Genomic DNA, 21,770 nt, shown 5'->3' on the forward strand with positions numbered 1-21,770 from the left:
CACAACTACATGGGGGATCTTCCCCGATACGCCGGGGCCCGGTATCCGGCACGCTGCTGTTTCGGCAGGGCAGGGGGGACAGGGCATGGCCCGGGGGACATGCCCTGCCTGCTTCTTTTCTCACGGCAGGGAGGTCGTCAATGCAGCGTGCCCGGGTATGGGGCGTCGCCGGAGTGCTGGGCGTGGTCCTGTGCGGGTGTTCGTCATCCGCCGGAACCACCGGGACCACCGGGAGCGGGAGTGGTGGCGGGTCGTCGTCGGCCGGAGCGGCGGGCAGGGCCGCGGACGAGCCGGAGGTGCCGGTGACCACCCAGGACCTGGAGCGGGTCTGCACGGACGGGCTCGGCTTCGCGGGGCTGCCGGCCTACGACCGTACGAAGAAGACCGTGCACCCGGCGCAGCTCATGAACAGCACCGGCGACGGCTGGACGAGCAGTGTGCCCGTCGACGGCGACTTCCCCAAGGGCTGGTTCCTCGACTACGAGGACAAGCCCGAGCAGGCGGAGCTGGTCGTCTGTGTCGAGCGCACCAAGGCCACCGCGACCGGCAAGGTCTGCGACATGGAGGCCGACGGCAAGCCGCTGAAGATCAAGACGTACAACACCGCGTACCGGGTGCGGGTCGTCGAGGCGCGCACCGGCAAGGAGCAGTACGCGCACAGCGGCAAGGCCGAGTCCGACGAGTGCCCGGCCTACATCTTCACCTCGGACGGCGAGGACGCCGACAAGTACTACAACGAGGTCCGGGCCGAGGACTACCGGGGGCGGGTCAAGCCGTACATCGCGCCGTAGCGCGGCCCCGCGGGACGGACGGGCGGGTGCTCCGGAAAACTGGCCTCCGGGAGCACCCGCCCGTTCCCGCGCGTTCGTGTGCGGGCGCTACTTGGTGACGCCCGCGTCCTTGAGCGCCGTCTCCCACTGCGCGACCGTGGACGGGTTGGTGATCGTCTTGTCGTTGATCTTGATGGTCGGGGTCGACTTCACGCCCTTGGCGTCGGTGAAGGACTGGCTCATCCTCATCGCCCAGGCGTCGTAGGTGCCCTTCTCGACGGCGTCCTGGAACTTCTTGTTGTTCTTCAGCGCGTCGACCGTGTTCGCGACCTTGATCAGATAGCTGTCCTTGGCGAACTCGTCGGTCGACTCCGACGGGTGGTACTTCGTCGAGTACAGCGCGGCCTTGTAGTCGAGGAAGGCCTCGGGGCTGACGTCCAGGGCGGCGCCGAGCGCGCTCAGCGCGTTCTTCGAGCCCTCGCCCGTGAGGTTGCCGTCGAGGAAGGTGCCGATCGTGAAGGAGAGCTTGTAGTCGCCGTCCTCCATGCCCTTGTCGACGGTCTCGCCGACGGTCTGTTCGAAGCTGGCGCAGGCCGGGCAGCGCGGGTCCTCGAACAGGTGGACCACGTTGGCGGACTTGGAGTCGCCGATCAGTACGGTGGTGCCGTCCTTGCCCGAGGTGTTGGCCGGGGCGACCACCGTGGCGTCGGCGGCCGCCTCCCACTTGGTGGGCTTGCCGTTCTGGACGACGGCGTAGCCGATGCCGCCGGCTATCGCCAGGACCGCGACGATCGAGGACGCCACGATCGCCTGCCGCCTGACCTTGGCGCGCTTGGCCTGCCGCTCGCGCTCCAGGCGCAGCCGCTCACGGGCCGCCGACTTCGCCGCACTGCTGTTCCGCTTGCTCATGTGGGTGAACTCCCTGTGGGACGCGCACGCGCGGTGCGCGGTGCGCGGATACGTGTGGTGGGGGACCTGCTCGTGCTCAGGAGGTGGTCACGCGAAGGTGACCGAGCAAGGCGGTCCACGCCGTCCCAGGGAGTGCGCGTACAGAAGGGTGCGGGCGGTGTTCGTACGGTGCGCGGTGCGCGTCGGCCGGTGCTCCGCCCGCAGGGGGCGCACCATGACCGTGGCGACCGCGATCAGCAGCGGCCGGAAGCCGGCGGCGACCGCGGCGTCCAGCAGCCGGGCCAGCGCCCGCTCGCCCCGCCGCAGCCAGGCGGCGGCCAGCAGACCCACCCCGATGTGCGCGGCGAGCAGCAGCCAGACGGCGTCCGGACCGGCGCCCGCCAGCAGGGTCGCCGCCGGCTCGGAGCCGCCGGTGACCCGCGCCAGCGGCGCGCCGACGCTGCCTCCGCCGCACAGCATGTCCAGCCCGAACTGACGCAGCGGACCCGTGACGGGGCCGCCCGCCTCGCCGTAACAGGCGTGCTGGCCCGCGGTGAAGACCGTGTCGGCGGCCAGCTCCAGCGGGATCAGCACACCGGCGATCCGCCCGAAGCCGCGCTCGCGGCCGGCCAGCGCGTAGGCGACGAGGAAGACGGCGCCGGCGATCGCGGCGACGGTGGTGAGCGGGAGCGGGACCCTGGACAGCAGCACGTGCGACGCGGTGCCGAGCGTCACGACGACCGCCGTGAACAGCGCCGCGCGTACGGCTCTGAAGTGGGTCCCGGATATGTCCATGGCGTTGGAGAGTCTCCCATGCACATACGTAAGGGACCGCTAAGAAGCCCCTGTGAGTGGGCGATGCCTCATTTCCCGCCGCTTCACCAGCGTTCCGGAAAGCTCTACAGGCCGGGGATCCGGCCGTTGCGGAACAGGTCCACGAAGATCTGGTGGTCCGCACGCGCGCGTGCCCCGTACGCGTGGGCGAAGTCCACCAGGAGCGGCGCGAAGCCCTCCTCGTCGGCCGCGATCGCCGCGTCGATGGCCCGCTCCGTGGAGAACGGCACCAGGGACTGCCCGGTCAGGTCGTCCGCCGCCGCGTGCATCGTGGCCGTGGCCCGGCCGAGGTCGGCGACGACCGCCGCGATCTCCTCCGGGTCGTCGATGTCGCTCCAGTCCAGGTCCACCGCGTACGGCGACACCTCGGCGACCAGCTGCCCGGCGCCGTCCAGCTCGGTCCAGCCGAGCCACGGGTCCGCGTGCGCCTGCAGCGCCCGCTGGGAGATCACCGTGCGGTGGCCCTCGTGCTCGAAGTAGTCACGGATCCGCTGGTCGGTGATGTGACGGGAGACGGCCGGGGTCTGGGCCTGCTTGATGTAGATCACCACATCGTTCTCCAGGGCGTCGCTCTGCCCCTCCAGCAGGATGTTGTACGACGGCAGGCCGGCCGAGCCGATGCCGATGCCCCGGCGGCCGACGACGTCCTTCACCCGGTACGAGTCCGGGCGGGCCAGCGAGGACTCCGGGAGCGTCTCCAGATAGCCGTCGAAGGCGGCCAGCACCTTGTACCGCGTCGCCGCGTCCAGCTCGATGGAGCCGCCGCCCGGTGCGAAGCGGCGCTCGAAGTCACGGATCTCCGTCATCGAGTCGAGCAGCCCGAAGCGGGTCAGCGAGCGGGCGTCGCGCAGCGCGTCCAGGAGCGGGCCCTGGGCGGTGTCCAGCGTGAACGGAGGCACCTCGTCCAGCTTGGCGCCGGCCGCTATGGCGTGGATCCGCTCGCGGTAGGCGGCCGCGTAGGTCTCCACCAGCTCGGTGATCTGCTCGTCGCTCAGCGCCTTCGCGTACCCGATGAGCGCCACGGAGGCGGCGAAGCGCTTCAGGTCCCAGGTGAAGGGGGCGACATAGGCCTCGTCGAAGTCGTTCACGTTGAAGATCAGACGGCCCGTGGAGTCCATGTACGTGCCGAAGTTCTCCGCGTGCAGATCGCCGTGGATCCACACGCGCGAGGTGCGCTCGTCGAGGTAGGGACCCTCGGCCTTCTCGTCGGCCAGGTCCTTGTAGAACAGGCACGCCGTGCCCCGGTAGAACGCGAAGGCCGAGGCCGCCATCTTCCGGAACTTCACGCGGAAGGCGGCCGGGTCGGCGGCCAGCAGCTGGCCGAAGGCGGTGTCGAAGACGGCGAGGATCTCCTCGCCACGGCGCTCGTCGTCGAGCTGCGGAACCGACATCGCTGGGTGCCTCCTGGTGGATCACGGGTGGGTCGACTTCTGAACGTGCGAGGGCGCGCGCAAGTGCCCGCGACTCCTCTCCGAAAGGTACGGGGGAGACCCCTCGCGGTGTCAGTCCCGAGGCATAGACTTCGACGCTGTCCCCCAGACTGTCCGCAGCCCGTGGGGAAGTCGTTCACGCATGTTTCCCCTGTGTCCCTTGGAGGCCGAAGCCGTGTCAAAGCCGCCGTTCACGCACCTGCACGTCCACACCCAGTACTCGCTGCTGGACGGTGCCGCGCGGCTCAAGGACATGTTCAACGCGTGCAACGAGATGGGCATGACCCATATCGCCATGTCCGACCACGGCAACCTCCACGGGGCGTACGACTTCTTCCACACCGCGAAGAAGGCCGGGGTCACCCCGATCATCGGCATCGAGGCGTACGTCGCCCCCGAGTCCCGGCGCAACAAGCGCAAGATCCAGTGGGGCCAGCCGCACCAGAAGCGGGACGACGTGTCCGGTTCGGGTGGTTACACGCACAAGACGATCTGGGCGGCGAACAAGACGGGCCTGCACAACCTCTTCAAGCTCTCCTCGGACGCGTACGCCGAGGGCTGGCTGCAGAAGTGGCCCCGGATGGACAAGGAGACCATCTCCCAGTGGTCCGAGGGGCTCATCGCCTCCACCGGCTGCCCCTCCGGCGAGCTCCAGACCCGGCTGCGCCTCGGCCAGTTCGACGAGGCGGTGAAGGCGGCCTCCGAGTACCAGGACATCTTCGGCAAGGACCGCTACTTCCTGGAGCTGATGGACCACGGCATCGAGATCGAGCACCGGGTCCGTGAGGACCTGCTCCGGGTCGGCAAGAAGCTCGGCATCCCGCCCCTGGTCACCAACGACTCGCACTACACGTACGCGCACGAGGCGACCGCGCACGACGCGCTGCTGTGCATCCAGACCGGCAAGAACCTCTCCGACCCGGACCGCTTCAAGTTCGACGGCACCGGCTACTACCTGAAGTCCACCGACGAGATGTACGCCGTCGACTCCTCGGACGCCTGGCAGGAGGGCTGCGCCAACACCCTGCTGGTCGCCGAGCAGATCGACACCACCGGCATGTTCGAGGCCAAGAACCTCATGCCGAAGTTCGACATCCCCGACGGCTTCACCGAGGTCACCTGGTTCCAGGAGGAGGTCCGCCGCGGCATGGCCCGCCGCTTCCCCGGCGGCGTCCCCGAGGACCGCCAGAAGCAGGCCGAGTACGAGATGGACGTCATCATCCAGATGGGGTTCCCGGGGTACTTCCTCGTCGTCGCCGACTTCATCATGTGGGCCAAGAAGCAGGGCATCGCCGTCGGCCCCGGCCGTGGCTCCGCCGCCGGTTCGATCGTCGCGTACGCCATGGGCATCACCGACCTCGACCCGATCCCGCACGGTCTGATCTTCGAGCGGTTCCTCAACCCCGAGCGCGTCTCCATGCCCGATGTCGACATCGACTTCGACGAGCGCCGGCGCGTCGAGGTGATCAGGTACGTGACCGAGAAGTACGGCGCCGACAAGGTCGCCATGATCGGCACGTACGGCAAGATCAAGGCGAAGAACGCCATCAAGGACTCCGCGCGCGTGCTGGGCTACCCGTACGCGATGGGCGACCGGCTCACCAAGGCGATGCCCGCCGACGTCCTCGGCAAGGGCATCGACCTCAACGGCATCACCGACCCCTCCCACCCGCGCTACAGCGAGGCGGGCGAGATCCGGTCGATGTACGAGAACGAGCCGGACGTCAAGAAGGTCATCGACACCGCCAAGGGCGTCGAGGGCCTGGTCCGGCAGATGGGTGTGCACGCGGCCGGCGTGATCATGTCCAGCGAGCCCATCGTCGACCACGCCCCGATCTGGGTGCGGCACACCGACGGCGTGACCATCACCCAGTGGGACTACCCGCAGTGCGAGTCGCTCGGCCTGCTGAAGATGGACTTCCTGGGCCTGCGCAACCTCACGATCATGGACGACGCCATCAAGATGGTGAAGGCCAACAAGGGCATCGACCTGGAGATGCTCGCCCTGCCGCTGGACGACCCCAAGACCTTCGAACTGCTCTGCCGCGGTGACACCCTCGGCGTCTTCCAGTTCGACGGCGGCCCCATGCGCTCGCTGCTCCGCCAGATGCAGCCCGACAACTTCGAGGACATCTCCGCCGTCTCGGCCCTCTACCGGCCCGGCCCGATGGGCATGAACTCGCACATCAACTACGCGGAGCGCAAGAACAAGCGCCAGGAGATCACGCCGATCCACAAGGAACTGGAGGAGCCGCTCGAAGAGGTCCTCGCGGTCACCTACGGCCTGATCGTCTACCAGGAGCAGGTGCAGAAGGCCGCCCAGATCATCGCCGGGTACTCGCTCGGCGAGGCCGACATCCTCCGCCGCGTGATGGGCAAGAAGAAGCCCGACGAACTGGCGAAGAACTTCGTCCTCTTCCAGGCGGGCGCCCGGAAGAACGGCTACAGCGACGAAGCCATCCAGGCCCTGTGGGACGTCCTGGTCCCCTTCGCCGGCTACGCCTTCAACAAGGCCCACTCCGCCGCGTACGGACTGGTCTCCTACTGGACCGGCTATCTGAAGGCGAACTACCCGGCCGAGTACATGGCCGCGCTGCTCACCTCCGTCAAGGACGACAAGGACAAGTCGGCGGTCTACCTCAACGAGTGCCGGCGCATGAAGATCAAGGTGCTCCCGCCGAACGTCAACGAGTCCGAGCACAACTTCGCCGCCCAGGGCGACGACGTGATCCTCTTCGGCCTCGAAGCCGTGCGCAACGTCGGTACGAACGTGGTCGAGTCGATCATCCGCAGCCGCAAGGCCAAGGGGAAGTACGCCTCCTTCCCCGACTACCTCGACAAGGTCGAGGCGGTCGCCTGCAACAAGCGCACCACGGAGTCGCTGATCAAGGCGGGCGCCTTCGACACGATGGGGCACACCCGCAAGGGCCTCACCGCGCACTTCGACTCGATGATCGACAACGTGGTCGCGGTCAAGCGCAAGGAGGCCGAAGGGCAGTTCGACCTCTTCGGCGGCATGGGCGAGGAGGAGAGCAGCGAGCCCGGCTTCGGACTCGACGTGGAGTTCACCACCGACGAGTGGGAGAAGACCTATCTCCTCGCCCAGGAGCGGGAGATGCTCGGCCTCTACGTCTCCGACCACCCCCTCTTCGGCCTGGAGCACGTGCTCTCCGACAAGGCCGACGCGGGTATCGCCCAGCTCACCGGCGGTGAGCACGGCGACGGCGCGGTCGTCACCATCGGCGGCATCATCTCGGGCCTGCAGCGCAAGATGACCAAGCAGGGCAACGCCTGGGCCATCGCCACCGTGGAGGACCTCGCCGGTTCCATCGAGTGCATGTTCTTCCCGGCGAGCTACCAGCTCGTGTCGACCCAACTCGTCGAGGACGCGGTCGTGTTCGTCAAGGGCCGCCTCGACAAGCGCGAGGAGGTGCCGCGTCTGGTCGCGATGGAGATGCAGGTCCCCGACCTGTCCAACGCGGGCACCAACGCACCGGTGATCCTCACCATCCCGGCCACCCGCGTCACCCCGCCCATGGTCAGCCGCCTCGGCGAGATCCTCAGCCACCACAAGGGCGACAGCGAGGTCCGGATCCGGCTCCAGGGCCCGACCAAGACGACCGTGCTGCGCCTCGACCGGCACCGGGTGAAGCCGGATCCGGCCCTCTTCGGGGATCTGAAGGTGCTGCTCGGCCCGTCCTGTCTGGCCGGCTGAGCGGGCACTCGGCAGGTCGCCGGGCGTGAACGCGCGAGGGGCGCATCCGGTCTTCCGGATGCGCCCCTCGGGTGTACCCGGGCTGCAACAGCCCGTCCTACGGATGTCAGTTGTGACCGAAGCGCTTCTGCCGGCCCTTGCGGGCCATGTCGCCGGGGGTCACCTGGGTCGCGCGCTGCTCGGCCTGCGACTCCAGCGAGGACTGCTGGGCCTCCTGCTGACCACGCTCGGACTGCGGCTGCTTCCGGTCCTGCTTCTTGTTCTTGGCCATGGGGATCTGCCTCCTGAGGGGGATCTAGGGGCCAGGGCCGCGACCAGATTCACATAACATGATAAGGCGCGCATTTCGGAAAATCACCGTCCGTGACGAGAGTTGTCGGAGCGGGCGCCGCGACGCGTCGGCACGGGTACCGCGTTGGAGGGGGCGTGCGGCGAATACGCCACGCCGAAGATCGAGTTCCGGCCGTTAACCTCCGCGTGGTCGGGCAGACTCGAAGGAAGCCCGAAGCAAACCTCCCGGAAAGAGGGTGGATCGCGTGGACCGCTGCATCGTCCTGGTGGACGCCGGGTATCTGCTCGGCGCGGCCGCCAGCCTCCTCGCCGGGGAACCGTCCCGCTCCCGCATCACCGTCGATCACGCCGCCCTCATCCAGGGGCTGCGCGAGCGCGCCGAGGCCGACACCGAGCGACCACTGCTGCGCATCTACTGGTTCGACGGCGCCCCCGACCGCGTCCCGCAGCCCGAGCACCGCAGGCTGCGGGTGATGCCCCGGGTGACCGTCCGGCTGGGCGCGCTGACCCGCAGCGACGGGCGGTGGGCGCAGAAGGGCGTGGACGCCGCCATGCACGCCGAACTGACCGAGCTGGCCCGCAACCGCGCCTGCTCCGACGTGGTCCTCGTGACCGGCGACGGGGATCTGCTGCCGGGCATGATGGCCGCCAAGGAGCACGGCGTCGCCGTACACCTGTGGGCCGTGCAGGCCGCCGACGGCGACTACAACCAGTCCGAGGACCTGGTCGCCGAGGCCGACGAGCGGCGCGTGCTCGACCGGATCTGGATCACCAAGGCCGTACGCGCCAAGGATGCCGGCGGGGTCTGCGCGCCGCAGCCGGTGCCCCGGCCGGAGATCGCCGCGATCCTGTCGGCGCCGCTGCCCGAGTCGGCCCTCGCGGCCGCCGCCGAGCGGCAGGCCGGGGAGCCCGAGCCGGCCCCCGCGGGGCGCAACGGCACCGATGAGCGGATGCCCGCGGCCAAGGGTGTGCCGACGCCGAAGGATCTCGCCGCCATGCGCGGGCCCGGGGCGCACGCCGTGCAGCATCCGGCGACGGCCACGCTGCGGTGGTCCTCCGACAAGGGGTGGGTGGACCGGCCCGGGGGCGCGGCGGAGCCGCCGGAGGCGGCGGCGATGCCGACGCTGGCGCAGCTGACCAGTGCGGAGCAGCGGTGGGCCGACCGGGAGGAGGACATCACGACCGTCGGGGGTGACCCCTTCGAGGTCGGGCAGGTGTTCGCTCGGCGGTGGATGGCGCGGCTGACGGACCAGTCCCATCTGCAGAAGCTGTCGGGGATGTATCCGCGGGTGCCGCATCGGGTGGACGGGGAGCTGTTGCGGTACGCGGCTCGGTTCGGGCTGCTGGCGCACAAGGACGATCAGATCGATGAGCATGACCGGTATGCGATCAGGGCCGGGTTCTGGCGGGAGATCGATGTGCGGACGGGGGTCGAGCATGCGCCGGCGGGGGAGAGGTAGGGGCGCCTAGTAGCTCGGGGGTGCCTGTTCGTGGGCGGGCGCGCGTTCGTTGTGGCTGGTCGCGCAGTTCCCCGCGCCCCTTTGGGGCTCGGCTGGGGTGACCCCGGGGCAATTCGGCACCCGGGACCCCGTAGGCTCGTTCCTCGTGAGTACGCGTACGGGACAGGCGATCCGGCATGGTCGGGAAGTCGTGTGTGCTGTGCGGGGGCTCACCAAGACGTATCCGGCGACGCGGGGGCGGCGGGGTGTGCCGGGGACTCCCGAGGTGCGGGCCAACGACGCCGTGGCGCTGGAGGTCGGGCGCGGGGAGATCTTCGGGCTGCTCGGGCCCAACGGGGCGGGCAAGACCACTCTCGTACGGCAGCTGACCGGGCTGATGCGGCCCGACGACGGCACCGTCGACATCCTGGGCCACGACATCGTCCGCCATCCCGAGCGGGCCTCCCGGATCCTCGCCTATCTGGGGCAGGAGTCCACCGCCCTGGACGAGCTGACCGTGGCGCTCGCCGCGGAGACCACCGGGCGGCTGCGCGGGCTGGAGGTACGCCGGGCCCGGGCCGAGCGGGACGCCGTGCTGGAGGAGCTGGGGCTGACCGCCCTGGCCGCCCGGCCGCTGAAGAAGCTGTCCGGCGGACAGCGGCGGCTCGCCTGTTTCGCCACCGCGCTCGTCGGGGAGCGGCCCCTGCTCGTGCTCGACGAGCCGACCAGCGGCATGGACCCGGTGGCCCGGCGGGCCGTGTGGGCCGCCGTCGACCGGCGGCGCGCCGAGTCCGGCACCACCGTCCTGCTGGTCACCCACAACGTCATCGAGGCGGAGACCGTCCTCGACCGCGTCGCCGTCCTCGACAAAGGGCGGGTCATCGCCTGCGACAGCCCGGCCGGACTGAAGGAACAGGTCGCGGGCGAGGTGCGCGTCGAGCTGGTGTGGCGGGAGAAGGCCCCGCTGGACGTGCCCGAGGTCGCCGCGCTGCGCCCGCGCGCCGTGGAGTCCGGGCGCCGCTGGACGCTCCGGCTCGCCCCCGAGGAGGCGCGCGCGGTGGTGGCCACGGTCACCGGCGGCGCCGCCTTCGTCGCGCTCGACGACTTCACCCTCGCCACGCCGAGCCTGGAGGACGTCTACCTGGCGCTCGGCGGCAGCGCGGGCAGCGCACAGGGACTGGTCAAGGGGTGAGGGACGCGGGCGTGAGCCGGAGAACAGTCGAAGCGGACGTGAACGGCAAGGCTGCCGCAGCCGTACGAAAATGGGCGACAGCCGAAGCGAAGGGGAGCAACTCGACGTGAGTGTCGTACCCGCCGAGATCCTGCCGGGCAAGGCCCTGGCCGTAGAGGAGCGCGTGGAGCGCCCAGCCGCCGAGCTCGGGCCCCGCGCGCGCCTGTGGCCGTCGCTCTGCGCCGTGTACGTGGCGCAGCTCTCCCGGGCGCGGGTCGCACGGATCCCGCTGCTGTTCGTGGCCACCTTCCAGTCGATCGGGATCATGATCCTGATGCGTGGAGTGGTGGACGGCGGGGCCGAGGCGCACGCCGTGGTCGCCGGTTCGGCGGTGCTCGTCGTCGCGTTCGTCGCCCTGAACCTGCTGGCCCAGTACTTCGGGCAGCTGCGCTCCAGCGGCGGCCTCGACCACTACGCGACCCTGCCCGTGCCGCCCGCGGCCGTGGTGCTGGGCGCGGCCGGCGCGTACGCCTCCTTCACCGTCCCCGGCACCGTGGTGACCGCCGTGTTCGGCTGTGTGCTCTTCGGGCTGCCGCTGACCCACCTCTGGGTGCTCGCCGCGGTGATCCCGCTCGCCGGGGCCGCGCTCGCCGGGCTGGGCGCCGCGCTGGGCCTGCTCGCCCCGCGCCCGGAACTCGCCACGGTCCTCGGACAGCTGGGCATGTCGGCGGCGCTGCTCCTCGGCGTGCTGCCGGCCGACCGGATGCCCGGCTTCATCCAGTTCGCACGGGATCTGCTGCCGTCGACGTACGGCGTGGAGGCCTTCGCGCGGACCTTCGGGCCGAACCCCGACTGGGCGTTCGTGCTCGGCGACCTCGCCGTGTGCGCGGGGGTCGGGGTCGTCTCGCTCGCGGTCGCCACCTGGGCGTACCGGCGGGCCGCCGTCCGGTGACGCGGCGCACAGCCGCGCCTGGCACGATGGCAGGGTGACCGCACCGTTGACTCCCCCTCCGCCGCCGCACAACCAGTCCCCGAACGACCCGTGGGCCCCACCGCCCACCAGCGATGGGGGCGAGGCGCATCTCTGGTACGAGCCGGAGAAGCCGGCCGGGCCCGGGCTGCGGACCGAGCTGATCGAGGCCGCCGTCGTCACCGCGGTCATGGCGCTGCTCGGCGGCGCGCTGCTCGGTCTCCTGTGGTGGTGGCTGGCGCCGCACGTACCGCTCGTCTCCGACGGGTCGGCGGTCTACTTCAAGGACACCGAGGGCGAACAGGCCGTCGGCGTCGACGGAACGTTCACGCTGCTGGCCCTGGGCATCGGCGCGCTCAGCGGGCTCGTCGTCTTCGTGCTGCGCCGGCGTGGTGGGGTGCCCCTCGTCGTGGCGCTCACCGTCGGCGGGCTGCTGGGGGCCGTGCTGGCGTGGCGGTTCGGGGTGTGGCTCGGGCCCGAGACCGATGTCGCTGCGCGGGCGAAGGAAGTGGGGCAGGGGGTGACGTTCTCCGCGCCGCTGAAGCTGGCCGCGAAGGGGGCGTTGCTGGCGTGGCCGTTGGCGGGGTTGCTCGTGCATCTTGGGCTGACCGCGTTGTTCGGGCCGCGGGATCCTGAGCCGGTGGAGTGACGTGAGCGCCTGATAGCTCGGGGGTGCTGGTTCGTCGGCGGGTGCGGCTCCGGTGGGGCTTCTCGCGCAGTTCCCCGCGCCCCTGAAAGATCAGGCCCTGCGGGCCTGAAAGGCGACGGGCTGCGGGTTGGGAAGCGACGGGTCTTCGGCTTGAAAAGCGAGGGGCGCAGCCCCCGCTTTTCAGGCGCGCGGGGAACTGCGCGGCCCGCCCCCACCGGACCCGCACCCGCCAACGAACCGACCCGGCGTCACGCGCGAGCGATGGGCGCCGCCACCGCTTCCGTGAGCTTCAGGAGGTCCTGGGGGGACAACTCGACCTCCAGTCCCCGACGCCCGGCCGAGACACAGATCGTGTCGTGGGCGTCCGCGGAGGCGTCCAGCACCGTGCGGAGCTTCTTGCGCTGGCCGAGGGGGGAGATGCCACCCCGGACATAGCCCGTCGTCCGCTCCGCGAGCGTGGGGTCGGCCATCGCCGCCCGCTTGCCGCCGACCGCCGTCGCCAGCGACTTCAGGTCCAGCGAACCCGCCACCGGCACGACCGCGACCACGAGCGCGCCGTCGACGTCCGCCACCAGCGTCTTGAAGACCCGCTCGGGGGACACCCCCATCGCCTCGGCCGCCTCCTCGCCGTAGGACGGATGCGCGGGATCGTGCTCGTAGGCGTGGACGGTGAACTCCACGCCCGCCGCGCTCAGGGCCACCGTCGCGGGCGTGCCGCCCGCTCCCGACTGCTGCTTCTTCGCCTTCTTCGCCATCAGCCTTCGCTATCGGTCTTCGCCATCGGCCTTCTCGCGTGCGCCGGTCGGGATCAGTTCAGACTCGTCGGCCCGCGCGTCAGTTCCGACGCGGGCAACGACGGCAGACTACGGATGATGGCGGACTCGGCGCGCAGGAGTTTCAGCTCGTCGCGCAGCCGGGACGCGGTGTCGGGGGCCTGGAGGAGCCGCTGCTTGGCGGGGGTGTCGAGCATCATCGCCGCCGCGACCAGGTAGGAGACGACCGCCGGCTCGTCCGGGAGGTCGGCCCCCGTCGACAGTGAGCGCTCCCGGGCGCCCGCGAGCCGCTTCTGGTACTGGCGGAACGCCCGCAGGACGCCCTCGGCGAGCGCGCCCGCCTCGTCGCCCGCGTCCTCCGGCAGCTCCTCCAGATCCGCCACGAGGAACGGCCCCGAGGCGTCCACCGAGAGCAGACGCACCCGGCTGGTACCGGTCGCCAGGACCTCGAACGTGCCGTTGTCGCGCTCCCGGATGGTCGCCGCGTCCGCGATACAGCCCACGGAGTGGAACGCCTTCGTCGGTTCGTCGCCGAAGCCGGCGGTCGGGCCGCGGTCGGGCAGCGCGGTCGGATCCGGCATGCCGGGGGCGCTCGGCGCGACCTCGTGGCCGTCGCGGATGGCGACGACGGCGAAGCGGCGGGGTTGGTCCTCGGGGGTCTTCAGCAACTCGCGCATCATGGCGCGGTAGCGCTCCTCGAAGATGTTCAGAGGAAGCACGAGCCCCGGGTACAACACCGAGTTCAGAGGGAAGAGAGGCAGCCGGACGGTGGTCACGAGGGCAGAGCCTAATGGTCGTCGGGGCACGCGCGTTCTTCCGTATTCGTTTGGTGACCTCCCGCAAGGGCTACCCTCCGGCGCGCGGCGACCTCTCCGGCCGGGCGCGCAGCGGGATCGAGCACGCCACCTCCAGCCGCACGCCGTCCCGCAGCTGGAGGAACTGGCCCAGCGGATCGTCCGAGACATGGTCCCAGGGGAAGGACGTCGCGTACGGGCCGATCATGCGCAGCTGGGCCAGGGCGTCCGGCCAGCGCTCCAGGCGGACCAGGACGTACGTCAGGAGGTTGCGGACCTCGGCCGGCCAGGGGTCGCCGGGGGCGTACTCGGCGGAGAGCGCGATCGCGCCGTCCGCCGCCGCGTCCAGCCGGGCGCGGGGGACGGTGCCGCCGCCCTCGGTGAAGTACGCGAAGGCCGCCCGGACCGGCAGGGCCCGCACGAGGGAGCCGGGGAGCGCGTCCTCGGCGGCCCGCTCGGCGAAGTCGAAGCACTCGCGGTGCGAGCACCGGGAGGTGTGGGGGGTGTCCGCCCACCGGGCACAGCAGGCGGCGGCCAGGTACCTCAGCGCGGAGACATGACAGCCGTAGTGGTGCGGGGAGCGGCGGACCGCCTCCGCCCACAGCCGCTCGAAGCCGGTGTGGCCGAGGCCCGTGCCCCTGGCGTGGTCGAGGGCGATCCGCCAGGGCACCGGATCACGCGGCTCGCCCTCCGTGGCAGCCGCGATCAACGGGCCGGCCTCGCGCAACAGTTCGACCCGGGCGGGGGAGCGCGAGCCGCGCGCCACCGCCAGCTCGGCCTTGAGCAGCAGCATGTCCGGGTCGTGCGGGGCGGTCGACTCCCAGGCCCGCAGCCATGCGTCGCGCGCCTGGGCGAACGCGGCGAGCCGCAGCGCGTACCGGTCGCGGTTCTCCCACTCGGCGGCCTCCCGGGTGGTCGCCAGCAGTTTCGCCGCGGCCGCGTACTCACCGCGGCCGGCCGCCACCAGCACGGGCCCGAGCCGCTCGTCGGGGGCGTCGAGCAGCACCTCGTCGTCGGCGGGCAGCCCCGCGGCGAGCCGGGAGGTGTGGCGTGCCATCCGGGCGGTACGGACGAGCGCGCGCAACAGATCCATGGCGCCCTGCCCCCTTCGCGCCTCGACCGGCGCCGCTCTCGTGGGCCGGGTGCTCACCGTCGTGGTGTCGCGGTTGATGGTTTCGGTACGAAGACGGTGCGACGACGGGTCAGGTTGTGTGCGTCCCGGATCATGTCCGGAACACCGAGCCTTCCTGGGCGGAACCCGTCAGTTCCTGCTGAGGAGGCGGGTGGCGCCCGCCGCCACCGTCGTCGCCAGGATCCAGCCCAGGATGATCACCACGGCGGCCAGCCACTGCCAGCCGCCGCGCAGCTGCCAGTAGCCGACCTGGCCGAGGTCGATGACCGGCAGCAGCAGATCCAGGGCGAACAGGGACGGGCTCCAGTGCGGGTGCTCGCCGCTCTTCATCGGCGGATGGTGGGCGTGCGAGAAGGCGTACGACGTCAGCGCCCACAGCAGCGCCATCCACACCGCCGCCCGGCCCGGCCGGTATCCGTAGGCGACCGTCCAGTCCTGCGCGTAGCCCCAGAGCTTGGCCGCCATCGGCAGGTTCTCCCGCCGGTGGCGCTGCTTGGCGAGGAGCACCTCTCGGGCGCCCTCGTCGTCCCCGCCGGCGCGCAGCACGGTCGCCAGCCGCTCGTACGGCTCCGGGCTGTACTCGGCGGTCGCCGCCGCCACCCACTCCAGCCGTTCGGCCAGCGGGAACTGGCCGCGCGGCACGAGGGTCTCGTACTGGAAGCCGCCCATGTGGAGGTTGCCGGGGCCGGGCCAGCTCTGCGCCTTGTCGATCAGGACGCCGACCCGGGCGCCGGACAGGACGACCTTGCCGCGCTCGGGCTTCTCACCGAGGAAGCGCAGCTCGGGCACCTGGACGCGGCGCAGGGACAGCTCCTGTTCGTCCGTGAAGGTGAACCGGGCCTGCTCCAGGTCGACGGAGTCACCGAACCGCCCGTCGTCCAGCCGGATCCCGCCCTGGCACTCGAACCGCTGGACACGGGTGCCGCGCGCGGGCGTGCTGCCGCTGGTGTGCAGCGGATTGCCGACGCCGGCCGGGGTCAGATAGAGGGTGCGCTCCACGGTCAGCTGGGGCGCGTTCAGGGCGAGCCGACCGTACGGATTGGCGAGCCGGCTGCCGCGCAGGCTGAGCGAGGCGCCGACGGTCGCGCCGCGCAGGCTCAGCTCGCCGTGCGACTCCAGCATCTCGGCCTGCACGTCCTGGGCGACGGTCAGCCCGTCGGCGGAGAGCGAGCGGCCGTGCCGGTCGCGGTAGACGACCGCCTGGTTGAGCAGCAGATCGGTGCCGATGTGCGCGTCCGCCAGCCGCACCCCGTTGTGGAACCGGCAGCGCGGCAGATGCAGATCGCCCTCCGTGTGCAGCCGGGCCGCCTCCAGCCGGGGCACCGAGCAGTCCACCAGCCGAACGGTCGTGAACCGGGCCTCGGGAACCAGGATCTCCTTCTCGAACCGGCAGCCCCGCAGCTCCACGTACGGCACCACCTGGCCGCCCGCGAGCTCCAGGACGCCCTTGATCTGGACGCCGACCATCTTCAGCGCGGACACCCGGCCGGCCAGCGCGGGCGGCCCGTCCAGCAGCAGCCAGGCCACGATCCGGGCCCGTACGGTCCGCTCGGGCCCCCAGGGGTGGCCGCCGTGCGGATCGTCCACGGCGATGTCGCCGTCGCGCAGGTCGTACACGCTGCCGTTGCGGAACGCCTGCCACATGCCCGCCTCGGCGGCGGTCAGATCGTCCGGCAGTTCCCCGTCGTCCCGGAGGCCGGGCCCCTCGCTCACCGCTCTTCCTTCCCCCGTCCTGTGCCACTCGGAGACACTCGCGTGTATCGCGCACCTTTGTACGCTGGTGATGCCCGCTGAGTGACGCTCTGAACGCTAGACGTGAAGGTGATCTTCCGGGTTCCCGGACCGGCTCCCGCGCCGGCCGACGGGCGGTCCGTTCCAGCCAGTGGAACGCGCACACGACCGCCGACCCGGGTCTGAGAGAATTGGCCCCGTGCTGCAACATCTCTCGCTGGCCCGAATCGATCTGCGCGGCGACGCCCTCCCCGAGGGACCCGCCCTGCGCGACCTCCTGCCCCGAGCCGACTTCGACGTCTCGGCCGCCCTGGAGAAGGTGCGTCCGATCTGCGAGGCCGTGCATCATCGGGGCGACGCGGCGCTGATCGACTTCGCCGAGAAGTTCGACGGGGTACGCCTGACCTCCGTACGGGTCCCGGCCGAGGCCCTCGCGCGAGCGCTGGACCAGCTCGACCCGGCCGTCCGCGCGGCCCTGGAGGAGTCGATCCGCCGCGCCCGCATCGTCCACCGCGAGCAGCGCCGCACCACACACACCACCCAGGTCGTCCCCGGCGGCACGGTCACCGAGAAGTGGGTCCCCGTCGAGCGCGTCGGGCTCTACGCCCCCGGCGGCCGGTCGGTGTACCCCTCGTCCGTGATCATGAACGTGGTCCCGGCGCAGGAGGCCGGTGTCCCGTCGATCGCCCTCGCCTCCCCGGCGCAGGCCGAGTTCGACGGGCTCCCGCACCCCACGATCCTCGCCGCCTGCGCGCTGCTCGGCGTCGACGAGGTGTACGCGGCCGGTGGCGCCACCGCCGTCGCGATGTTCGCGTACGGCACCGAGTCCTGCCCGCCCGCGCGCATGGTCACCGGGCCGGGCAACATCTGGGTGGCCGCCGCCAAGCGGTACTTCACCGGGGTCATCGGCATCGACTCCGAGGCGGGCCCGACCGAGATCGCGGTCCTCGCGGACGACACCGCCGACCCGGTGCACGTCGCCGCCGACCTGATCAGCCAGGCCGAGCACGACCCGCTCGCCGCCGCCGTGCTCGTCACCGACTCCGTCGCGCTCGCCGACGCGGTCGACAAGGAGCTTCAGCCCCAGGTCGAGGCCACCAAGCACATCGAGGACCGGATCCGTCCCGCGCTGGCCGGCCGGCAGTCCGCGATCGTCCTGGTCGACGGCGTCGAGGAGGGCCTTCGCGTCGTCAACGCGTACGGCGCCGAGCACCTGGAGATCCAGACGGCGGACGCCTCCGCGGTCGCCGAGCGCGTCGTCAACGCGGGCGCGATCTTCATCGGCCCCTGGGCGCCGGTCTCGCTGGGCGACTACGCGGCGGGCTCCAACCACGTGCTCCCGACCGGCGGCTGCGCCTGCCACTCCTCCGGTCTGTCCGTCCAGTCCTTCCTGCGCGGCATCCACATCGTCGACTACACGAAGGACGCGCTGGCCGAGGTCGCGCACCACGTGGTGACGCTGGCGGAGGCGGAGGACCTGCCCGCGCACGGCGCGGCGATCAAGGCAAGGTTCGGCTGGAAGGTGCCTGGCAAGTGAGCTTCGGAATCGACGATCTCCCCGTCCGCGACGAACTGCGCGGCAAGAGCCCCTACGGCGCGCCCCAGCTCGACGTCCCGGTACGGCTGAACACCAACGAGAACCCGTACCCGCTGCCCGAGCCGCTGGTCGAGCGGATCACCGAACGGGTGCGCGAGGCGGCCCGGCACCTCAACCGCTACCCGGACCGGGACGCGGTGGAGCTGCGCACGCGGCTGGCGGAGTATCTGACCAAGACGTCGGGGTACGCGGTCGACCCGACCAACGTCTGGGCGGCCAACGGCTCCAACGAGGTCATCCAGCAGCTCCTGCAGACCTTCGGCGGCCCCGGCCGCACCGCCATCGGCTTCGAGCCCTCGTACTCCATGCACGGCCTGATCGCGCGCGGCACGGGCACGGGCTGGATCTCCGGCCCCCGCGACGACGACTTCACGATCGACCTCGCCGCCGCCCGGGAGGCCATCGCCGAGCACCGCCCGGACGTCGTCTTCATCACCACCCCCAACAACCCCACGGGCAACGCGGTCTCGGGCGACACCGTCCTCGCGCTGTACGAGGCGGCCCAGGCCGCCAAGCCGTCGATGGTGGTGGTCGACGAGGCGTACATCGAGTTCAGCCACGGCGACTCCCTGCTGCCGCTGCTCGCCGGACGGCCGAACCTCGTGGTCTCCCGGACGATGTCCAAGGCCTTCGGCGCGGCGGGCCTGCGCCTCGGCTACCTCGCCGCGCACCCGGCGGTCGTGGACGCGGTCCAGCTCGTACGGCTGCCGTACCACCTCTCCGCCGTCACCCAGGCGACCGCCCTCGCCGCCCTGGAGCACACCGACACCCTCCTCGGCTATGTCGAACAGCTGAAGGCCGAGCGGGACCGCCTGGTCGAGGAGCTGCGCGCCATCGGCTACGAGGTGACCGAGTCCGACGCGAACTTCGTGCAGTTCGGCAGGTTCGCGGACGCGCACGAGGTCTGGCGGAAGATCCTCGACCGGGGCGTCCTGGTCCGGGACAACGGCGTACCGGGATGGCTGCGGGTGACCGCCGGAACTCCCGCCGAGAACGACGCGTTCCTCGACGCGGTACGTGAACTGAAGAAGGAGCAGAGCGCATGAACCGCGTAGGACGCGTGGAGCGGACCACCAAGGAGACATCGGTCCTCGTCGAGATCAACCTCGACGGCACCGGCAAGACGGAGATCTCCACCGGGGTCGGCTTCTACGACCACATGCTCGACCAGCTCGGCCGCCACGGTCTGTTCGACCTGACCGTGAAGACCGACGGCGACCTGCACATCGACTCCCACCACACCATCGAGGACACCGCCCTCGCGCTGGGCGCCGCCTTCAAGCAGGCCCTCGGCGACAAGGTGGGCATCTACCGCTTCGGCAACTGCACGGTCCCGCTGGACGAGTCCCTCGCCCAGGTCACCGTCGACCTGTCCGGCCGCCCCTACCTCGTGCACACCGAGCCCGAGAAGATGGCGCCGATGATCGGCGAGTACGACACCACGATGACCCGGCACATCCTGGAGTCCTTCGTCGCCCAGGCCCAGATCGCGCTCCACGTGCACGTGCCGTACGGGCGCAACGCCCACCACATCGTCGAATGCCAGTTCAAGGCGCTGGCGCGTGCCCTGCGCTACGCCTCCGAGCGCGACCCGCGCGCGGTCGGCATCCTGCCCTCCACGAAGGGCGCGCTGTGAACGGGCTGTCCACCGTCCTGATCGTCGTCGGTCTCTTCCTGGTCGGCGGGATCATCTCCTTCGCCAAGCAGCAGATGCCGAAGAGCCTCATCATCCTGTTGTCGATCGCCGCCGCGATGTGTCTCGTCGCGGGCGTCCTGAGGCTGGAGGTGTGGAATTGAGCTCCCCTTCGAAACGAGTGGTCGTCTTCGACTACGGCTTCGGGAACGTGAGGTCCGCTGAGCGCGCCCTCGCGCGTACGGGCGCCGAGGTCGAGATAACGCGTGACTTCGACACCGCCATGAACGCCGACGGGCTGCTGGTGCCCGGTGTCGGCGCCTTCGCCGCCTGTATGAAGGGGCTCAAGGAGGCGCGCGGCGACTGGATCATCGACCGCCGGCTCTCCGGCGGCCGTCCGGTGATGGGCATCTGCGTCGGCATGCAGATCCTCTTCGCGCGCGGCATCGAGCACGGCGTGGAGACCGAGGGCCTCGACGAGTGGCCCGGCGCGGTCGAGCCGCTCCAGGCCGAGATCGTGCCCCACATGGGCTGGAACACCGTCGACGCCCCGGCCGACACGACCCTGTTCGCCGGCCTGGACGCCGACGCCCGCTTCTACTTCGTGCACTCCTACGCCGTCCACGACTGGGCCCTGGAGACGCACAACCCCACGCTGACCGCGCCCAAGGTCACCTGGTCGACCCACGGCAAGCCCTTCGTCGCGGCCGTGGAGAACGGCGCCCTGTGGGCCACGCAGTTCCACCCCGAGAAGTCCGGCGACGCCGGAGCGCAGCTGCTGAACAACTGGATCGGAACCCTGTAGCCATGGCAAAGCTCGAACTCCTCCCCGCCGTCGACGTCCGTGACGGCCAGGCCGTCCGGCTCGTCCACGGCGAGTCCGGCACGGAGACGTCCTACGGCTCCCCGCTGGAAGCCGCCCTCGCCTGGCAGCGCGCGGGCGCCGAGTGGCTGCACCTGGTCGACCTGGACGCCGCGTTCGGCACCGGCGACAACCGTGACCTGGTCGCCGAGGTCACGAAGGCCATGGACATCAAGGTCGAGCTGTCCGGCGGCATCCGGGACGACGCCTCCCTGGCGAAGGCCCTGGCCACCGGCTGCACCCGGGTCAACCTCGGCACGGCCGCCCTGGAGACCCCCGAATGGGTCGCCAAGGTCATCGCCGAGCACGGCGACCGGATCGCGGTGGGCCTGGACGTACGCGGTACGACACTGAAGGGCCGCGGCTGGACCCGCGACGGCGGCGACCTCTACGAGACGCTGGAGCGCCTCGACAAGGAGGGCTGCGCCCGTTACGTCGTTACGGACATCGCCAAGGACGGCACCCTCCAGGGCCCCAACCTGGAGCTGCTGAGGAACGTGTGCGCGGCCACCGACCGCCCGGTCGTGGCCTCCGGCGGCGTGTCGTCCCTCGACGACCTGCGGGCCATCGCCGAGCTGGTGCCCCTCGGTGTCGAGGGCTCCATCGTCGGGAAGGCCCTGTACGCCAAGGCGTTCACCCTCGAAGAGGCCCTGGAGGCTGTGTCGTCATGACGTCGGATGCCGTGCGGCGTGTGCAGAGCGGGAGTCCCTGGGAGGAGTCCTTCGGTTTCGCGCGCGCCGTCGCGGCGGGCGACCGGGTCCTGGTGGCGGGCACGACGGCCTTCAAGGGCGATGTGCTGTACGGGGAGGGCGACCCGTACGAACAGGCCAAGGTGGCCTTCGCCGGCGCGGTCGAGGCGCTCGGCGAGTTCGGGCTCGGCGCCGAGTCCGTGATCCGTACACGGATGTACCTGACGCACATGCGGGACGTGGAAGACGTGGGGCGGGCCCACAAGGAGATCTTCGACCCGGTGCGTCCGGCCGCGACCCTGCTGGTCGTGGAGGGTTTCGTCGACCCGCGCATCCTGGTCGAAGTAGAGATCGAAGCATTCCGAGGCTAGGCCCCCTGGGGCCTGGCGCACGCTGTGAGGA

General features: G+C 70.9%; 21 protein-coding genes. 13 read left to right on the top strand and 8 right to left on the bottom strand.

What is annotated here, in order from left to right; genetic code table 11:
• Positions 1–140 precede the first annotated feature (140 nt).
• Positions 141–791, top strand: a complete 651-nt coding sequence (locus tag ABT147_RS32395) for a hypothetical protein (protein WP_351412811.1) — start codon at positions 141–143, stop codon at positions 789–791.
• Positions 792–878: 87 nt separating this feature from the next.
• On the opposite strand, the gene ABT147_RS32400 is transcribed toward ABT147_RS32395, so the two are convergent.
• The 3 genes from ABT147_RS32400 to ABT147_RS32410 all read right to left on the bottom strand — a co-directional run bounded on the left by ABT147_RS32400 (position 879) and on the right by ABT147_RS32410 (position 3,883).
• A complete protein-coding gene (locus tag ABT147_RS32400; protein ID WP_351412813.1) occupies positions 879–1,679 on the bottom strand; it encodes a DsbA family protein in 801 nt (266 codons plus the stop codon).
• Between the two features lie 87 nt (positions 1,680–1,766).
• On the bottom strand, positions 1,767–2,453 hold the full coding sequence (locus tag ABT147_RS32405; RefSeq protein ID WP_351412815.1) for a hypothetical protein: 687 nt from the start codon (positions 2,451–2,453) through the stop codon (positions 1,767–1,769).
• 104 nt (positions 2,454–2,557) lie between these two features.
• Entirely contained in the window at positions 2,558–3,883 is a 1,326-nt protein-coding gene (locus ABT147_RS32410) for a DUF2252 domain-containing protein (protein ID WP_351412817.1), read from the bottom strand.
• A gap of 214 nt (positions 3,884–4,097) precedes the next feature.
• On the opposite strand from ABT147_RS32410, the gene dnaE reads away from it, so the two are divergent.
• The gene (gene dnaE / locus ABT147_RS32415) at positions 4,098–7,637 is read left to right on the top strand and encodes a DNA polymerase III subunit alpha (protein ID WP_351412819.1); all 3,540 of its coding nucleotides are present in this window, start codon (positions 4,098–4,100) and stop codon (positions 7,635–7,637) included.
• 106 nt (positions 7,638–7,743) lie between these two features.
• Here dnaE and ABT147_RS32420 read toward each other — a convergent pair whose 3' ends face one another.
• Complete coding sequence (locus ABT147_RS32420; RefSeq protein WP_086755445.1) at positions 7,744–7,908, bottom strand: hypothetical protein; 165 nt, start codon at positions 7,906–7,908, stop codon at positions 7,744–7,746.
• Between the two features lie 265 nt (positions 7,909–8,173).
• On the opposite strand from ABT147_RS32420, the gene ABT147_RS32425 reads away from it, so the two are divergent.
• From ABT147_RS32425 to ABT147_RS32440, 4 genes are all read left to right on the top strand, one after another.
• Complete coding sequence (locus ABT147_RS32425; protein ID WP_351412822.1) at positions 8,174–9,388, top strand: NYN domain-containing protein; 1,215 nt, start codon at positions 8,174–8,176, stop codon at positions 9,386–9,388.
• Between the two features lie 145 nt (positions 9,389–9,533).
• Positions 9,534–10,559, top strand: coding sequence for an ABC transporter ATP-binding protein (locus ABT147_RS32430; protein WP_351412824.1), 1,026 nt, complete (start codon positions 9,534–9,536; stop codon positions 10,557–10,559).
• Between the two features lie 70 nt (positions 10,560–10,629).
• Positions 10,630–11,490, top strand: a complete 861-nt coding sequence (locus tag ABT147_RS32435; RefSeq protein ID WP_351412827.1) for an ABC transporter permease — start codon at positions 10,630–10,632, stop codon at positions 11,488–11,490.
• Positions 11,491–11,524: 34 nt separating this feature from the next.
• Positions 11,525–12,157, top strand: coding sequence for a DUF2567 domain-containing protein (locus ABT147_RS32440; protein ID WP_351412829.1), 633 nt, complete (start codon positions 11,525–11,527; stop codon positions 12,155–12,157).
• A 248-nt stretch (positions 12,158–12,405) separates the two neighbouring features.
• Here ABT147_RS32440 and ybaK read toward each other — a convergent pair whose 3' ends face one another.
• From ybaK to ABT147_RS32460, 4 genes are all read right to left on the bottom strand, one after another.
• Positions 12,406–12,912 (bottom strand): Cys-tRNA(Pro) deacylase, encoded by a 507-nt coding sequence (gene ybaK / locus ABT147_RS32445; RefSeq protein WP_351412832.1) that lies wholly within the window; start codon positions 12,910–12,912, stop codon positions 12,406–12,408.
• A gap of 53 nt (positions 12,913–12,965) precedes the next feature.
• Positions 12,966–13,706, bottom strand: coding sequence for an LON peptidase substrate-binding domain-containing protein (locus ABT147_RS32450; protein WP_351412834.1), 741 nt, complete (start codon positions 13,704–13,706; stop codon positions 12,966–12,968).
• Positions 13,707–13,776: 70 nt separating this feature from the next.
• Entirely contained in the window at positions 13,777–14,817 is a 1,041-nt protein-coding gene (locus ABT147_RS32455; protein WP_351412837.1) for a hypothetical protein, read from the bottom strand.
• Positions 14,818–14,985: 168 nt separating this feature from the next.
• On the bottom strand, positions 14,986–16,569 hold the full coding sequence (locus tag ABT147_RS32460; protein ID WP_351412839.1) for an oxidoreductase: 1,584 nt from the start codon (positions 16,567–16,569) through the stop codon (positions 14,986–14,988).
• A gap of 217 nt (positions 16,570–16,786) precedes the next feature.
• Here ABT147_RS32460 and hisD point away from each other — a divergent pair, with 217 nt between their 5' ends.
• Genes hisD through ABT147_RS32495 form a run of 7 tightly spaced genes read left to right on the top strand, consistent with a single transcriptional unit; the run spans position 16,787 to position 21,739 of the window.
• Entirely contained in the window at positions 16,787–18,124 is a 1,338-nt protein-coding gene (gene hisD / locus ABT147_RS32465; protein ID WP_351412842.1) for a histidinol dehydrogenase, read from the top strand.
• Complete coding sequence (locus ABT147_RS32470) at positions 18,121–19,230, top strand: histidinol-phosphate transaminase (RefSeq protein ID WP_351412844.1); 1,110 nt, start codon at positions 18,121–18,123, stop codon at positions 19,228–19,230. Before hisD ends, ABT147_RS32470 begins: the two co-directional genes overlap by 4 nt.
• On the top strand, positions 19,227–19,820 hold the full coding sequence (hisB, locus tag ABT147_RS32475) for an imidazoleglycerol-phosphate dehydratase HisB (RefSeq protein WP_009315304.1): 594 nt from the start codon (positions 19,227–19,229) through the stop codon (positions 19,818–19,820). Before ABT147_RS32470 ends, hisB begins: the two co-directional genes overlap by 4 nt.
• Positions 19,817–19,981: a CG2302 family histidine operon protein gene (locus ABT147_RS32480; protein ID WP_351412846.1), complete on the top strand. Its 165-nt coding sequence runs from the start codon at positions 19,817–19,819 to the stop codon at positions 19,979–19,981. Before hisB ends, ABT147_RS32480 begins: the two co-directional genes overlap by 4 nt.
• Complete coding sequence (gene hisH, locus ABT147_RS32485) at positions 19,978–20,622, top strand: imidazole glycerol phosphate synthase subunit HisH (protein WP_351412848.1); 645 nt, start codon at positions 19,978–19,980, stop codon at positions 20,620–20,622. The genes ABT147_RS32480 and hisH overlap by 4 nt, the downstream gene beginning before the upstream one ends.
• A 2-nt stretch (positions 20,623–20,624) precedes the next feature.
• A complete protein-coding gene (gene priA / locus ABT147_RS32490) occupies positions 20,625–21,350 on the top strand; it encodes a bifunctional 1-(5-phosphoribosyl)-5-((5-phosphoribosylamino)methylideneamino)imidazole-4-carboxamide isomerase/phosphoribosylanthranilate isomerase PriA (protein WP_351412851.1) in 726 nt (241 codons plus the stop codon).
• On the top strand, positions 21,347–21,739 hold the full coding sequence (locus ABT147_RS32495; protein WP_351412853.1) for a RidA family protein: 393 nt from the start codon (positions 21,347–21,349) through the stop codon (positions 21,737–21,739). Before priA ends, ABT147_RS32495 begins: the two co-directional genes overlap by 4 nt.
• The last annotated feature ends 31 nt before the right edge of the window (positions 21,740–21,770 follow it).

Source organism: Streptomyces sp. NPDC001868 (assembly GCF_040297125.1).
In the GTDB taxonomy this organism is placed as follows: domain Bacteria; phylum Actinomycetota; class Actinomycetes; order Streptomycetales; family Streptomycetaceae; genus Streptomyces.

Bases quoted from the DNA above. Each gene is read 5' to 3' on its own strand.
- ABT147_RS32395 (WP_351412811.1), top strand. From the start codon at position 141: ATGCAGCGTGCCCGGGTATGGGGCGTCGCCGGAGTGCTGGGCGTGGTC.
- ABT147_RS32400 (WP_351412813.1), bottom strand. From the start codon at position 1,679: ATGAGCAAGCGGAACAGCAGTGCGGCGAAGTCGGCGGCCCGTGAGCGG.
- ABT147_RS32405 (WP_351412815.1), bottom strand. From the start codon at position 2,453: ATGGACATATCCGGGACCCACTTCAGAGCCGTACGCGCGGCGCTGTTC.
- ABT147_RS32410 (WP_351412817.1), bottom strand. From the start codon at position 3,883: ATGTCGGTTCCGCAGCTCGACGACGAGCGCCGTGGCGAGGAGATCCTC.
- ABT147_RS32420 (WP_086755445.1), bottom strand. From the start codon at position 7,908: ATGGCCAAGAACAAGAAGCAGGACCGGAAGCAGCCGCAGTCCGAGCGT.
- ABT147_RS32435 (WP_351412827.1), top strand. From the start codon at position 10,630: ATGGGCGACAGCCGAAGCGAAGGGGAGCAACTCGACGTGAGTGTCGTA.
- ybaK (WP_351412832.1), bottom strand. From the start codon at position 12,912: ATGGCGAAGAAGGCGAAGAAGCAGCAGTCGGGAGCGGGCGGCACGCCC.
- ABT147_RS32455 (WP_351412837.1), bottom strand. From the start codon at position 14,817: ATGGATCTGTTGCGCGCGCTCGTCCGTACCGCCCGGATGGCACGCCAC.
- hisB (WP_009315304.1), top strand. From the start codon at position 19,227: ATGAACCGCGTAGGACGCGTGGAGCGGACCACCAAGGAGACATCGGTC.
- priA (WP_351412851.1), top strand. From the start codon at position 20,625: ATGGCAAAGCTCGAACTCCTCCCCGCCGTCGACGTCCGTGACGGCCAG.
- ABT147_RS32495 (WP_351412853.1), top strand. From the start codon at position 21,347: ATGACGTCGGATGCCGTGCGGCGTGTGCAGAGCGGGAGTCCCTGGGAG.